General features: G+C 51.9%; 14 protein-coding genes and 1 tRNA gene. 3 read left to right on the top strand and 12 right to left on the bottom strand.

All coding sequences use genetic code 11. The features are described from left to right. Positions 1 to 136: 136 nt before the first annotated feature. Positions 137 to 982: an ecotin family protein gene (locus BLP78_RS08425; protein ID WP_143002920.1), complete on the top strand. Its 846-nt coding sequence runs from the start codon at positions 137 to 139 to the stop codon at positions 980 to 982. A gap of 313 nt (positions 983 to 1,295) precedes the next feature. Here the strand turns inward: BLP78_RS08425 and BLP78_RS08420 are convergent. From BLP78_RS08420 to rpsU, 5 genes are all read right to left on the bottom strand, one after another. Further along, positions 1,296 to 1,372, bottom strand: a tRNA-Ile gene (locus BLP78_RS08420). A 32-nt stretch (positions 1,373 to 1,404) separates the two neighbouring features. After that, positions 1,405 to 3,636 carry an RNA polymerase sigma factor RpoD gene (gene rpoD / locus BLP78_RS08415; RefSeq protein ID WP_256330179.1) on the bottom strand — a complete coding sequence of 744 codons (2,232 nt, stop codon included), beginning with the start codon at positions 3,634 to 3,636 and terminating at the stop codon, positions 1,405 to 1,407. Between the two features lie 96 nt (positions 3,637 to 3,732). Next, positions 3,733 to 5,514: a DNA primase gene (gene dnaG, locus BLP78_RS08410; RefSeq protein ID WP_090458367.1), complete on the bottom strand. Its 1,782-nt coding sequence runs from the start codon at positions 5,512 to 5,514 to the stop codon at positions 3,733 to 3,735. 147 nt (positions 5,515 to 5,661) lie between these two features. After that, on the bottom strand, positions 5,662 to 6,108 hold the full coding sequence (locus tag BLP78_RS08405; protein WP_090458365.1) for a GatB/YqeY domain-containing protein: 447 nt from the start codon (positions 6,106 to 6,108) through the stop codon (positions 5,662 to 5,664). Between the two features lie 65 nt (positions 6,109 to 6,173). Beyond that, the gene (gene rpsU / locus BLP78_RS08400; RefSeq protein ID WP_004179462.1) at positions 6,174 to 6,386 is read right to left on the bottom strand and encodes a 30S ribosomal protein S21; all 213 of its coding nucleotides are present in this window, start codon (positions 6,384 to 6,386) and stop codon (positions 6,174 to 6,176) included. 150 nt (positions 6,387 to 6,536) lie between these two features. Between rpsU and tsaD the strand changes: the two genes are divergently transcribed. Next, positions 6,537 to 7,580, top strand: coding sequence for a tRNA (adenosine(37)-N6)-threonylcarbamoyltransferase complex transferase subunit TsaD (tsaD, locus tag BLP78_RS08395; protein WP_090458364.1), 1,044 nt, complete (start codon positions 6,537 to 6,539; stop codon positions 7,578 to 7,580). On the opposite strand, the gene plsY is transcribed toward tsaD, so the two are convergent. Further along, complete coding sequence (plsY, locus tag BLP78_RS08390; protein ID WP_090458362.1) at positions 7,581 to 8,177, bottom strand: glycerol-3-phosphate 1-O-acyltransferase PlsY; 597 nt, start codon at positions 8,175 to 8,177, stop codon at positions 7,581 to 7,583. It abuts the gene before it with no gap. 273 nt (positions 8,178 to 8,450) lie between these two features. Here plsY and BLP78_RS08385 point away from each other — a divergent pair, with 273 nt between their 5' ends. Continuing rightward, positions 8,451 to 8,810 carry a dihydroneopterin aldolase gene (locus BLP78_RS08385; RefSeq protein WP_090458361.1) on the top strand — a complete coding sequence of 120 codons (360 nt, stop codon included), beginning with the start codon at positions 8,451 to 8,453 and terminating at the stop codon, positions 8,808 to 8,810. Between the two features lie 137 nt (positions 8,811 to 8,947). Here the strand turns inward: BLP78_RS08385 and BLP78_RS08380 are convergent, their stop codons facing one another. The 6 genes from BLP78_RS08380 to cmk all read right to left on the bottom strand — a co-directional run bounded on the left by BLP78_RS08380 (position 8,948) and on the right by cmk (position 14,236). Further along, positions 8,948 to 9,535 carry a CBS domain-containing protein gene (locus BLP78_RS08380; RefSeq protein WP_090458359.1) on the bottom strand — a complete coding sequence of 196 codons (588 nt, stop codon included), beginning with the start codon at positions 9,533 to 9,535 and terminating at the stop codon, positions 8,948 to 8,950. Between the two features lie 275 nt (positions 9,536 to 9,810). Beyond that, entirely contained in the window at positions 9,811 to 10,515 is a 705-nt protein-coding gene (gene pyrF, locus BLP78_RS08375; RefSeq protein WP_090458357.1) for an orotidine-5'-phosphate decarboxylase, read from the bottom strand. A gap of 176 nt (positions 10,516 to 10,691) precedes the next feature. Continuing rightward, on the bottom strand, positions 10,692 to 10,949 hold the full coding sequence (locus BLP78_RS08370; RefSeq protein WP_090458355.1) for a LapA family protein: 258 nt from the start codon (positions 10,947 to 10,949) through the stop codon (positions 10,692 to 10,694). 180 nt (positions 10,950 to 11,129) lie between these two features. After that, positions 11,130 to 11,414, bottom strand: a complete 285-nt coding sequence (locus tag BLP78_RS08365) for an integration host factor subunit beta (RefSeq protein WP_036575864.1) — start codon at positions 11,412 to 11,414, stop codon at positions 11,130 to 11,132. 9 nt (positions 11,415 to 11,423) lie between these two features. Continuing rightward, positions 11,424 to 13,139 carry a 30S ribosomal protein S1 gene (rpsA, locus tag BLP78_RS08360; protein WP_090458354.1) on the bottom strand — a complete coding sequence of 572 codons (1,716 nt, stop codon included), beginning with the start codon at positions 13,137 to 13,139 and terminating at the stop codon, positions 11,424 to 11,426. Between the two features lie 410 nt (positions 13,140 to 13,549). Next, the gene (gene cmk / locus BLP78_RS08355) at positions 13,550 to 14,236 is read right to left on the bottom strand and encodes a (d)CMP kinase (protein WP_090458352.1); all 687 of its coding nucleotides are present in this window, start codon (positions 14,234 to 14,236) and stop codon (positions 13,550 to 13,552) included. Between the last annotated feature and the right edge of the window lie 17 nt (positions 14,237 to 14,253).

Here is a 14,253-nt window from a genome sequence, read left to right as displayed (position 1 = left end):
ACGACAGCACATTGACTGCGTCGTTAGTATGCTCGAACCTAAACCGCTATCATTGCGACAGCGATCTGCGAATCCAAACTAACCGAACAGTATTGAGACCTGACCCCTACCTTATAACGAGAGGGTAATGCGCACAATGAAAGAGATAGCAACAATCGTATTCCTGTTATGGGCTGGCAGCTCTTCGGTATTTGCAGCCGACTACCTGAAGGCATTCCCGGCGGCTGAAGAAGGCATGACACGCCATGTCATCATTCTGTCCCAACAGGCAAATGAAGCCGATTTCAGAGTTGAGCTGATCATCGGCAAGACCGTCAAGACTGATGCTGCCAACCGATATTTCTTTGGCGGTCAGCTCGAAACTGAAAGTATTCCTGGCTGGGGATTTGAGCGCCATGTTTTACGCCAACTGGGGCCCATGGCCGGAACTTTGATGGCTGTGGATCCGGCTGAACCACGGGTCGATCGTTTCATCACCCTTGGCGGTGAGGCCAAACTGCTGCGCTACAACAGCCGACTGCCGTTGGTGGTTTACGTGCCCCATGATGTCGAGGTTCACCACCGCATCTGGCGGGTGCAGCCTGTGGATCGCTTTGTGCGGAAGTTGGCTTTGTCAGGTGAACAAACCATTGTGGTGGCCGAGGGTGACTTTGAAGCACGATCGATTGGGAGCTACAGTGTGCGCCTGTACTCAACCGGCAACACGCAAGTGAACGACGATGCGGGGATTTTTGCGTCGGGATTGATCCGGTTGAGAAGCGGCACACTTGAAAAAGTGTTTCTCGAAAACCTTGGGCTTGACGAAGCGCCCAGTTTGATCGTCACGATGCGGTCAGTTGGCACTGGCTCTTATGTGTCGGCGGATGCTTTCAAGATCGTTGGAAATAAAGTCGTGCTGCATGCGTCTATCACAGAAATGTTCGCTGATGCGGATCCTGTTGTTGCTCTGAAGGCTGTTCTGAAAACATCCAGGAAAAAATGAAACGGAAGAATTTTTCCTGACCTGGTTCCTACCTTTTTCCGCCAAATTTTGACGCTGCCTCTCTGGCTATTTTGAAGCAGGTTGAATCTATGAGATCACCCATTACGCACCCGTGGGGCGAAACCAATTTTCCCTGCTGTTTTTGGGGAAGTGAGGCAGGTGTTAAATCACGACTCGGTACAGTCCAAGGAACGATACTCTCATCTCTACCCCGAGAGGGTAAAAGAGCTTATCCTGCGTTTGCCTTTCACAAAAAATCCGCACCACATTAAAACGTAAATGCGGATTTTAATGTCTAAGTTACTGATAATATTGGTGGGTCTGGCTGGACTCGAACCAGCGACCAAGGGATTATGAGTCCCCTGCTCTAACCAACTGAGCTACAGACCCGATTTAGACACCAGCAGTAAATACCGAACCTATCACCCTTCGGTATCCAGGAAACTGCGCAGGCGTTCAGAACGCGAAGGATGGCGCAGTTTGCGCAATGCCTTGGCCTCGATCTGCCGAATGCGTTCACGGGTCACGTCGAATTGCTTGCCGACTTCCTCCAGTGTATGGTCAGTATTCATTTCTATGCCGAAACGCATGCGCAGCACTTTCGCTTCACGCGGCGTCAGCGAGTCGAGGATGTCTTTCGTTACGTCCCGCAAGCTGGCATACACTGCCGCGTCGGCGGGCGCCATGGTAGCGGCATCCTCGATGAAATCGCCAAGGTGCGAATCTTCGTCATCACCTATCGGTGTTTCCATTGAAATAGGCTCTTTGGAAATCTTGAGGATCTTACGAATTTTCTCTTCCGGCATTTCCATTTTCTCTGCCAGCAGGGCGGGCTCCGGTTCCTGTCCGGTTTCCTGCAGAATCTGGCGCGAAATGCGGTTCATCTTGTTGATCGTCTCGATCATGTGCACCGGAATACGTATGGTGCGCGCCTGATCGGCGATGGAACGGGTAATGGCCTGGCGAATCCACCAGGTCGCATAAGTCGAAAACTTGTAACCTCGCCGGTATTCAAATTTATCCACCGCTTTCATGAGCCCGATATTGCCTTCCTGAATGAGGTCAAGAAACTGCAATCCGCGGTTGGTATACTTTTTGGCGATGGAAATCACCAGCCGCAAATTGGCTTCGGTCATTTCGCGCTTGGCTCGGCGTGCCTTGGCTTCGCCCGTCGACATCCGGCGATTGATTTCCTTCAGGTCTTTCAAGGGGATACCCACCTGCTGTTGCAGCGTCAACAGGTTTTGCTGCTGCTCCACGATATCCGGCCGAAAACGCTCCAGCACCTGGCTATACGGTTTGCCAAGTGCGACTTCCTTGTCCATCCACTCAAAGTTGCTCTCATTACCAGGAAAAGCCTTGATGAAGTGGTTACGCGGCATCCCCGCCTTGGTCACGCAGAGTTCCAGGATTTTGCGCTCGTAGGTTCGCATTTCATCCACCAGCCCACGCTGGGTGTCACAAAGCTTTTCGACCATCTTTGCCGAGAAACGAATAGCCATGAGTTCGGCTGAAATCTGTTCCTGTATGTCTTTATAGGCTTTGTTACCCGGTCCTTTTTTCTCTAGCGCCTTCTGCATTTCCACATATGCATTTTGAATTACAGCGAAACGCTCCAGCGCGTCATTTTTCAACTTGAGCAAATTGGCATTGGCTATCGCAGCAATGTCTTCGTCTTCCCCATCCTCCGTGCTCAGTTCCTGCTCCAGTGACTCCTCGGAGATTTCTTCCCTAAGTAACTCTTCGGCATTGGGGTCCAGCAATCCATCAACCAGCTCATCGATGCGCATCTCATCTTTCGCCACCTTATTGGCGAGATCGAGAATCCCGGCTATGGTTGTCGGACAGGCGGAAATCGCCTGGATCATATGCTTCAGGCCATCTTCGATACGTTTCGCTATCTCGATTTCGCTCTCGCGCGTGAGCAATTCAACCGACCCCATTTCGCGCATATACATACGGACCGGATCGGTGGTGCGCCCAAACTCCGAATCCACAGTGGAAAGCGCCGCTTCGGCTTCTTCCACTACATCCTCATCGGCCACTGTGGGCGCGGTCTCCGACATCAGCAGTGTTTCCGCGTCGGGCGCTTCATCATAAACAGAAATGCCGACGTCATTGATCATGCTGATGATATTCTCGATCTGCTCGGCATCGAGCATATCATCGGGAAGGTGATCGTTGATCTCGGCATAGGTCAGGTAGCCGCGCTCCTTGCCTTGCACAATCAGGCTTTTGAGCCGCATACGCCGCGCCTCGAGATCCTGCGGTGCAAGCGAAGATTTTTCTGCGTCTTTCGACTGGGCAAGCTTGCCTTCCTTTACTGCCTTGACCTTACCTATTTTGGCAGCAAGCGGACTCGGTTCCTTGGTGGTCATCATCGGCCTCACGATTTCGGTCACAGCGGCCGGGACTTTAGCCGCCGACTTTGCAGTAGTTGTCGTAACATCGTCTTCCTGCGTTTCTGCAGCCGTTTTTACCGGCGCTTTTGCCACCACTTCTTTTGGCTGCCCTCTCGGCGACTTCTTCATATCGTTTGCTTCCTTTTTGGCGGCCACCCGAACGTCATCGGCGGGACGACTCACAGCCGCAGCCAGCGAAGCTCCGGTCTTTGCCTTTATCGCCGCTTTGACTTGTATTTTTGGTTTTACCATGTCTTTTTTCCAAAATAGTATCGCCAGTTGAAATTCAAAAACTCTCTATTATATCAAGATTCAATTACACTGTCCGTATGCTGTCCCACATCGCCTTCAAGAAATCGCCATTCGCTGGAGCTCCTGCTTTTCCTCAGGAGTAAGCGCGCTCAAGGACTTGTTGTGTAATGTCGCCATTCGCTCTTTACGTTTCATTTCACGCAACCGGGCCATTGCGCCGGAAAACTCTGCTTCCAGATCTATCTCACTATCCCACGTGAGCGTGTTGCTCTCCGCCTTCTCCAGGAGAATGCGATGGGAACTATCGTGAAAATATGCGATAGCCGAAGGTATTGCCGTGTTTCCTCCAACGTTGGGGTGCGTATCGATAAATTCAACCAGAGCCTTCAGCGCTGCCAATTCTTCAGCATATTCCTCGTTCTGTATGAGCAACTCTCTATCCAGCTTCTGGATATAGCCGGGGTCGTATAACAATACCTGCATCAACCAGCGATAAGGTGAGGCAGGTTGTGGTCGAGGAGCCCTTTCACGCGACCGGGAAGCTGAAACGCGCTTGATCTTTAACAGCCCTTCCAGCTCCCTCTGATCGAGGCCGCTGATCTCCGCCAATCTTTTTAACAGCATCAGCGCGAGCCCCGGCGCAGTAACCTTTGCAAGCAACGGCTTGGCATCCTGTACCAGTTTAGCTCGCCCTTCGCTAGTTTTGATGTCCGCACGCCCCGACAGTTCCCTAAACAGAAAAACGGATAACGGCAATGTCTGTTTTAACAAGGCTTCAAAGGCATCCTTGCCGAAATTGCGAACGTAGCTATCCGGATCTTCACCCTCGGGCAGGAAAAGAAAACTGACATTCTTACCGTCCACAAGTTGCCCAAGGCTATCCTCTAACGCCCGCCACGCCGCTTTCCTGCCTGCGTTGTCGCCATCGAAACAAAATACGACATTATCGGACTGGCGCAGAAGTTTCTGGACATGGTAAGGCGTTATTGCCGTGCCCAACGCGGCAACTGCGTACTCGATGCCATGCTGAAAAAGCGCCACCACATCCATGTATCCTTCTACCACGATGACACGTCCCGCCATGCGGATTGCCCTGCGGGCGGTGAAGAGGTTATAGAGTTCGTGGCCCTTCTGAAACACGGGTGTTTCGGGAGAGTTAAGATATTTGGGCTCACCCTGTTCCAGCACCCGCCCACCGAAACCTACAATCGCTCCTTTGAGGTTAAGAATGGGAAACATGATGCGATCGCGGAACCGGTCGTAGTATTTACCATCGTCGTTTGCGATTACCAGCCCGGACTCCACCAGCAGATTTTTCTGTGCCTTTGTCGGGGCGTCGGAAAATATGGCATCCAGGTTTCGCCAACCGGCCGGCGCATAACCAATGCTGAAGCGGGCAGCAGTCTCGCCCGTCAAACCACGCTTCTTCAGATAAATAATGGCATCTTTCGAATGCTTGAGCTGTTCCCGATAAAATCGGGCAGCCACATTCATTACCTCGAGCAAATCCCCGGAAGAGTTTTGGCCTCCTTGCGGCTTGTCTTGCGCCGACCCCGATTCCGCTGCTCCAGAACGGGGTTCCGTTTGTTGCACAGGAACCTGAAGCCCGATCCGGGCCGCCAGATCATTCACCGCTTCGACAAAATTCATGCCGTTGTATTCCATCACGAAGCCGATGGCGCTGCCGTGAGCACCACAGCCAAAACAGTGATAAAACTGCTTGGTGGGGCTTACCGTGAAAGAAGGTGTCTTTTCGCTATGAAACGGGCAGCACGCCGCATAATTTGCGCCGCCTTTCTTAAGCGGCAGGTCCCGCTCGATGACGTCGACGATATCTACACGGTTGAGCAGTTCGTGAATGAATGATTGTGAAATCATTTATAGTGGATCAAGCAATATTGTCCAAGGCAGGGCGCGAACAGGAAGTATTTTGTTGAAAGCAGGTACACGTACACTCCAGCAATCTCGATACGCGTGATATTTGTAACAGCCTTTGCAGCCATCCTGCGGCGATAAGCTGCGATATCAGGTGATGAGCCTGTTTTTTACCAAGGCCGATACTTTTCCCATATCGGCGCGCCCTGCAAGTTTGGGTTTGAGTATCGTCATCACCCGTCCCATGTCCTGCTGTCCTTTGGCGCCAACAGCGGCAATCGCTTCGCTTACGGCGCTTTCCACTTCGCTGTCGCTCAAAGCCTGGGGCATATAATGTTGCAGCACGCCCATTTCGTATTTCTCTACATCGGCTAAATCCTGACGATGAGCAGCCTCATACTGGGCAATGGAATCCTTGCGCTGTTTCAGCATCTTTTCGATCACAGCGACTACCGCAACGTCATCCAGCTCGATACGTTCATCCACCTCGCGCTGCTTGATAGCCGCCTGCAACAGCCGGATAGCATCCCGTCGCCGCGTATCGCCTGAACGCATGGCGGCCTTCATGTCTTCGGTGATTTGTTTTTTCAGATCCACAATGAACCAAACCGGACAGCGCTTATTATTATGGAAGTTTTACTCGTTTTTTTGACTGACTCTGACTAATAAAGTTTCGGAGGAAGCAATTGGCTGCGCAGACGTTTGTAAGTACGCTTAACTGCTGCTGCCAGCTTGCGCTTGCGTTCGGCCGTCGGTTTTTCGTAGAATTCCCGGGCACGCAACTCAGTGAGCAGACCGGTTTTTTCTATGGTACGCTTGAAACGTCGCATGGCAACTTCAAACGGCTCGTTTTCCTTGACTTTAATAGTGGTCATGAAGATTTGGTTCCTTTCTGGAAATGTTAAATGATTGACAAAGAGGGGCTGGATAAACAGTATCGTATGGTTGATCTAACTATAGACAGCGCACTATTATATAACAAGTGCCAAATGCTGTCGTGAAAGAGTAATTTCTCCCATATTCCATTGCTCATACTTGGCATTGAAACATCCTGCGACGAAACCGGGGTCGCGCTTTATCACACTCAGCAGGGACTGTTGAGCCACGCGCTTCATTCCCAGACGGAAATGCACGGGGAGTATGGTGGCGTGGTACCGGAACTTGCCTCACGCGACCACATCCGGCGGGTATTGCCTCTCGTCAGGCAAACGTGCGCGGCGGCCGGGCTCGACCTGAAAGCCCTCGACGCCATCGCCTATACTCAAGGACCGGGACTGGCGGGAGCGCTACTGGTAGGGGCGAGTATCGCAGCCGCCCTGGGTTTCGCACTGGAAATTCCCGTACTGGGCATCCATCACCTCGAGGGGCATCTCCTTTCTCCGCTGCTATCCGATCCCGCGCCGGCTTTTCCATTCGTGGCGCTGCTCGTATCGGGCGGCCATACCCAGTTAATGGAAGTGAGTGGCCTCGGGCTATATAAATTACTCGGTGAAACCGTGGATGATGCAGCAGGAGAAGCTTTCGACAAGACCGCCAAGCTGCTAGGACTGGGTTATCCCGGTGGTCCGGCGCTATCGAAACTTGCTGACGAGTTTTTTCAGTCAGGCCAACCAAATCAATTCAAGCTTCCCCGCCCCATGCTCCGCAGCGGCGATCTCAATTTCAGCTTCAGCGGGCTCAAGACAGCAGTATTGACGCTGGCCAGAAAACAACCCCTGACCCAGCAAACCCGAGGTGCCCTTGCTTCTGCTTTTCAGGAAGCCGTCGTTGACGTCCTGACGGAAAAGTCACTGGCGGCACTTTCAAGAACGGGTCTTACTCAACTGGTGGTTGCAGGTGGGGTGGGCGCAAACCATCAATTGCGAAGTAATCTCTGCCGGAAAGCCGAAAAAACGGGTGCCACTGTTTTTTTTCCCGAACTCGAATTTTGTACGGATAATGGCGCCATGATCGCATTTGCGGGAGCGATGCGACTACAGGCGCCAGAAACATGGAATAAAAAGCTGGATAATACGTTTACGATAAAAGCACGATGGGATCTGGAGATGCAGGACGCCGCGGGGGGATAATCATGAGGCGCTGTGCTTGCCGATGCGTGGTTCACCACCCGCAATCAAGCTGGCGATATTTGATTTATGCCGCCAGACAAGCAATACGGACATGATAAAAACGACAACGGTACGGGCTTCAAAACCGAAAAAAAACACGGTGAAAATTGGTGCGAACCCCGCCGCGGCTAAGGCGGCTAGCGATGAGAAGCGCCAGATCGCAGCAACGATGATCCAGGTCGCGATTGCCAGCAGCCCTATCCAGGGGTTAAACCCCAATAATACGCCCAGTGCCGTCGCGACCCCTTTCCCACCTTTGAAACGCAGGAATATCGGGAATAAATGCCCCAGAAACACTGCCAGCGCCACTACGGCAATCGCTTCCTCACCGAGCGAAAAACGTTGCGCCAAGACAACCGACAGCCAGCCTTTGCCGACATCCCCCAGCAGCGTGAACACGGCTGCCGCTTTCTTTCCACTGCGCAGCACATTCGTGGCCCCGGGATTTTTTGAGCCGTATGTACGAGGGTCGGGCAAGTGGAAGAGCCGAGCTGCCAGCACCCCAAAGGAAATGGATCCCAGCAAATAGGCCAGCAGGACAAGGGCCGGCAGCATCATTTAATTAGCGACATCTCTGCAGACAGAAGAATAAAAATTCCCGTGATTCTACGTTAAAACAGCTTCTGCCACGCGCACCCTTGTTTCTGCTGGAGCCTTTAATAAAGACTCCAGGATTTAATCGACGACTGAACTGGTAGAATTTGGGCGGTTCCAAGGGCGCGGCGACGGTTATAGCTGGACCTTTTCCTGGGGGAATCTGGTCTTGTCATGCTGCTGCACCGCTGTCGCGCCCCTCCGGCAAACCCGGGGATTTATTCAGAGACTTCATATATGGACATTATTTTTTTGCATGAGCTCAAGATCAAAACCTTGATTGGGATCTATCCATGGGAGCTCAACACTGCACAAACCATCCAACTCGATTTGGAGATCGGGCTGGTGACAAGCCGGGCTTGCCAAACTGATAATATCGAGGATGCGCTGGATTATGCCTTTATTGTCCAGCGCATCAATGAAACCCTTTCACAGAAGCATTTTTCTCTGCTGGAAGCCTTGGCTGAGCATATCGCGCAAATCGTCTTGACCGAATTCAAATCACCCTGGATAAAAGTCAGCGTTGCGAAACTCAGCGCGATACGCGGCGTGAAAAAAGTGGGAATATGCATCGAAAGAGGATCGAAGCTCGCGTAGAAACACGAATGCTTCAGGTTAGGTACGTTCAGTCAGCCAATACAAGCCCGGATGGGCTCGCATGCCGGGTAATTACGCCCCGAGAGTAGTTGAATGGAGCCTATCGCTCGCCAACTACCCCGCAACACACCCACATGCTAACTTGTGATCAATGCTTCTTCAATTTCGGTAAAAGTCCTCGCCACCTCTATCGGCAGAATAGCGGCACCAAGTTGCTTCTCGATCTGCGTCAACGAAAAAATACCGCACACCTCGAGATTGCCCTCGTGATCGCTCTCTATCACTAAAGAATGCTGCCGCCCGGCATTGCGTAAGCTGGCAACAACATTTGCGACTTTGCCATGCTGAACCTGTTCGATCGGAATAGCTTCCAGATGATCGAGCGGTGTCATGATATCAGCGACGAGAATCTCATTATGCTTCATGTGCCGCTCCTGAATGAAGCGGAGCGGCTTTTCACCGAGAATATCGGCCGCGGTAATCATGCCCACCAGAATCTGATCCTGGTTCAGCACCAGCAGTGAACGTATACCTCGCTCCATCATGTGTGTATTTGCGCGTTCCATCGTTTCATTGGGTTCGGTTGTACCCGCCTCGACAGTACGCAGGTCGGTCATCACATCAAAAGCGGGTGACATCAGAGTGACAAATTTAGGCGGAATGGGACGGACGACCCGGATAGCGCCCGCCAGACGCTGTGCAGGGAGAGGGTGATATTCGGACATGGCATTATCCTCCAGTAGTGGTGGATGGGATGCGCTTGAAATCTGAAAATACAATGCAAGCCTTCCCGTATTTGAACTCTACGCGCAACGAGACGGCGGGTCAATTCGGTAAGCAGCATATATCATCGCCGCCAAACCGAGGGCGTTCTTAAACTTGGGAGTGATAATTGGAAACGATCGGGGAAACGGAAGTTCTGGCAGGAACCAGGGCATTTCAAATTTAACCAACCGCAGGGTTATTGCGGAATTTCAAGCAGATAACCCCTGCCCATCCTTCAATTCACCGATTTCCTCGCGCCGATTTCCTCGTTTAGTCGCCGCAGCATTCCTACCGGGTCTTCTGCCTGTGTGACCGGCCTGCCAATGACGAGGTAATCCGCGCCATTTTCAATTGCCTGGCGCGGAGAAGTTACCCGCTTCTGGTCTCCCTGAGAAACGTCGGCCGGACGTATTCCCGGTGTGACGAGGCAAAAGCTCTCTCCCATCATTTTCCTGAGCATGGGCGCCTCCAGTGCTGACGCCACTACCCCATCCAGTCCGCAGTCGCGCGCCAGCAAGGCCAACCGCTGGACTACATCCTCAGGGTCGCCTTTCAGGCCAATCTCGTTCATATCCTCCGGCCCCATGCTGGTGAGGAGGGTGACGGCGATGAGCCTGGTATTTCCCGCCGGCACGGCTTCCCGGGCTGCCGTGAGCATTTTTCTCCCCCCAAGCGCATGGATATTCATCATCCAAACGCCCAGCCCTGCTGCAGCCTTGCATGCACCCGCCACAGTGCTGGGAATATCGTGAAATTTCAAATCGAGGAAAACCTCAAATCCGTTATCCATCAATTTCTCGACCAATTGCGGGCCCGTAGCGGTAAAAAGCTCCTTTCCCACTTTGACCCTGCATGATGCAGGGTCAAGCTTGGCTGTCAGGTCCAGCGCTTGCTTTGCGTCAGGAAAATCCAGGGCAATAATGATTCTTGGGTCGTTCATACGATCAGTCAGGCGTTCTCAATGAATTTGGCTGAAGCACTTACAGCTGCTCAGTATTGGATAGACGGGGCTTTCGATAGATATTGTAGCTTCGCAAGTCTTTGATGGCGCGCATATGCACGTTGACTCATTCCCGCTCTGCCTGAATAAGCGGAACGGATTGGTTCTTTTTTATCTTATCGCTGTTCATCCAGCAAAGGATATTTTTTTCTATATATCGAAATTTCCCGCCTCTGGCTGAATATCTTGCCGAGGCAGGATCCGATGCCAATCGCCACGCCGAGGGCGAAAAACAATAATATTATCAATACCAGCGGCGCGTGCCATTCATAACCGAAATAATAATGTAGCGTTACCGTTTCGACATTTCTCACGGTAAAGCCAAGCAGCAACAGAAACAGCGCGATGCGCAAGAACCATCTCAGGTAACGCATGATTCCTTTTCCCCGGGGCCAGACATCGTTAACAGCATGAACCGTGCAAATACCTCGAACCTCAATTTCTTCGCATTGCACCGATTGAATCGCACCAATTGAATCGCTTCACATAAGTTAAAAAAACGGCATGGTCCTTCGACCCTGCCGTCATTATACCTATCCATCCAATACGATTTTTCAGGTTTTGTTATCGACCCGCTCACGCATTTCCTTCCCCGCCTTGAAATGGGGAACATACTTTTCCGGCACCTTGACCTTCTCTCCGGATTTCGGATTACGCCCGACACGCGGCGGCCGGTAGTTGAGATCGAAGCTGCCGAATCCACGAATTTCAATACGCTGTCCCTGCGCTAAACTCTTGGCCATCGCATCAAGTATCACCTTGACTGCAAGCTCGGCATCCTTCGCGCCCAACTGCGGATAACGGGCTGCAAGCCTCGAGATCAGTTCAGACTTTGTCATGGATGCCCTTTATTGTTCAGTATTTTTAACATCCATCTTGGCTTTAAGCAACGCGCCCAAACTGGTGGTTCCCGCGCTTGCAGCACTATCCACTGTAACCTTGTGCATGGCGTCGGATTCCTCTGCGATATCCTTGGCCTTGATGGAAAGATTAATGCCGCGATTCTTGCGATCGACGTTGATTATCATTGCCTCGACCGTATCGCCTTCCTTCAAGTGCGAGCGGATGTCCTCGACTCTGTCGCGCGAAACTTCGGATGCACGCAGGTAGCCTTCGACATCATTCTCCAGCGCAATTACCGCACCCTTGGCATCAATCGACTTGACTGTGCCTTTGACGAGGCTATTCTTGTCGTTTATCGAGACAAAGCTGTTGAACGGGTCGCCTTCCAATTGCTTGATACCCAGCGAAATGCGCTCACGCTCGACATCGATGGATAACACCATGGCCTCAACTTCGTCGCCTTTCTTATAATTGCGGACTGCTTCTTCACCCGGTTGGCTCCATGAGAGATCGGAAAGATGCACCAACCCATCTATCCCACCCTGCAGTCCGATGAAAACACCAAAATCGGTGATGGACTTGATTTGCCCACGCACTTTGTCGCCTTTTTGATGGTTCATGGCAAAGTCGTCCCATGGATTGACCTTGCATTGCTTCATGCCGAGCGAGATACGCCGCCGTTCCTCATCGATTTCCAGGATCATCACTTCCACTTCGTCGCCCAACTGCACCACTTTAGAGGGGTAAACGTTTTTGTTGGTCCAATCCATTTCAGAGACATGCACGAGCCCTTCGATACCCTGCTCGATTTCAACAAACGCGCCATAATCGGTCAGATTGCTGACTTTTCCGAACAGGCGGGTATGCGGCGGATAACGCCGGGAGAGCCCTACCCATGGGTCTTCGCTCAATTGCTTCATGCCCAGCGATACGCGATTCTTTTCCTGATCGAACTTAAGCACTTTGGCAGTGACTTCATCACCGACGCTGATGACCTCGGAAGGGTGTTTCACACGCCGCCATGCAAGATCCGTGATGTGCAACAGGCCGTCTATACCGCCCAGGTCCACGAATGCGCCATAGTCCGTTATGTTCTTGACAATACCCTTGACTATCGCACCTTCCGTCAAATTCGCCAGCAAGGTCTGGCGATCCGCACCCTGGCTTTCTTCCAGAACTGCGCGACGCGATACAACCACATTGTTGCGCTTGCGATCAAGCTTGATGACCTTGAATTCCATCTCCTTGTTTTCGTATGGAGTCGTGTCCTTGACCGGACGGATATCCACCAGCGAACCAGGAAGAAAAGCGCGTATGCCGTTGATCATGGCAGTCAGACCACCCTTGACCTTGCCGCTTACGATGCCGGAGACGATGGCGCCGCTTTCCATCGCAGCCTCCAGGTCATGCCAGGCAGTGAGCCGTTTGGCCTTGTCGCGCGATAAACGGGTTTCGCCGTAGCCATCTTCGAGCGCTTCGATGGCGACACTCACGAAATCGCCGGACTTGACCTCGATTTCGCCTTTATCGTTCTTGAATTCTTCGACGGGAATGAAGCTTTCCGATTTCAGTCCGGCGTTTACAACCACAATGTTGTAATCAACACGAACAACCTGGGCGGTGATGACTTCACCGACACGCATTTCCTGGCGGGAAAGACTTTCTTCAAATAAGGCCGCAAAACTTTCGGAAGAATCTATAGCGGGGGAAGCAATAATCATTGTGGAAGATACCTGATTTGGGATCCCGTCAAAGAAAATCGACGGGGTTAAAAGTTAATAATAAGTGCCCGACCAGACCGCGCGCTCCTTTTGCTCGGAAAAAGCGCGATCAGACAGCACCAGCCATACTCCTTGACTACTTGACTACTTGACTACTTGACTACTTGATCCATTACCTGGACAACTCTATTTTCATATTTCAACTATTTTTCATGCGCCGAGACATGAATTCTTGCCATAAAAGCAACGTTTTATCCATAACACGTATTAGTCGAACGTGCTATTATCACACCGTAGCATTTGCGGCGTCTGCATTCTTCCTTTATTTTCCATTCTTTTTTCCGGCTCGCTTGCTGCGACTGCGGCCATCTGATGCAAGTGCATCGAGAGGCGAGGCTGACTTCAGTTTTTCACCTGCGACCTTTTGCACAGATTTCAATATATTGCTTTAGTACGCTATCCACGGCTTGTGTTATGTCGAGGGAAGTCGTATCCAGCAACGTTGTATCCGTACCCAGTTGCAAGGGCGCCACGCTCCGATTACTGTCGCGGGCATCGCGATCCCGTATATCCTGCAAAAGGGTGGCAATATTAGCACCTATCCCTTTTTCCATCAACTGCTTATGGCGCCGCTGGGCTCGCGTTTCAGCACTTGCCGTGAGAAATATTTTGAGAACGGCTTCGGGAAAAACGACCGATCCCATATCGCGGCCGTCCGCCACCAGACCGGGAAGCTGGCAAAATGCGCGCTGCCGCGCTAATAGCGCGGCTCTGACCAGCGGATAAGCAGCTATTCTGGAAGCCGAGTTACCGCACGCTTCCGTGCGGATCGCATCGGTGACGCTTTCGTTGCCCAACCAAATTTCTTCATCCTTAAAGACGACATCCAGGCTCGCGGCAACATCGCTTATTGTCCCTTCATCGCTCAGGTCGACCCCGGCACGCATCGTTGCCAGCGCTACCAACCGGTAGAGCGCACCACTGTCGAGATAGTGAAACCCCAGTTTTGCCGCCACCCGTTGTGCAACGGTGCCTTTGCCGGAAGCAGAAGGGCCATCAATGGCGATAACGGGAACATCATTAATATTCGTATTCATGAAAAACCGCCTCGATA

Source organism: Nitrosospira sp. Nsp1 (genome assembly GCF_900100985.1).
Lineage (GTDB): Bacteria > Pseudomonadota > Gammaproteobacteria > Burkholderiales > Nitrosomonadaceae > Nitrosospira.
This window is presented reverse-complemented; position numbering and strand designations above follow the sequence as displayed.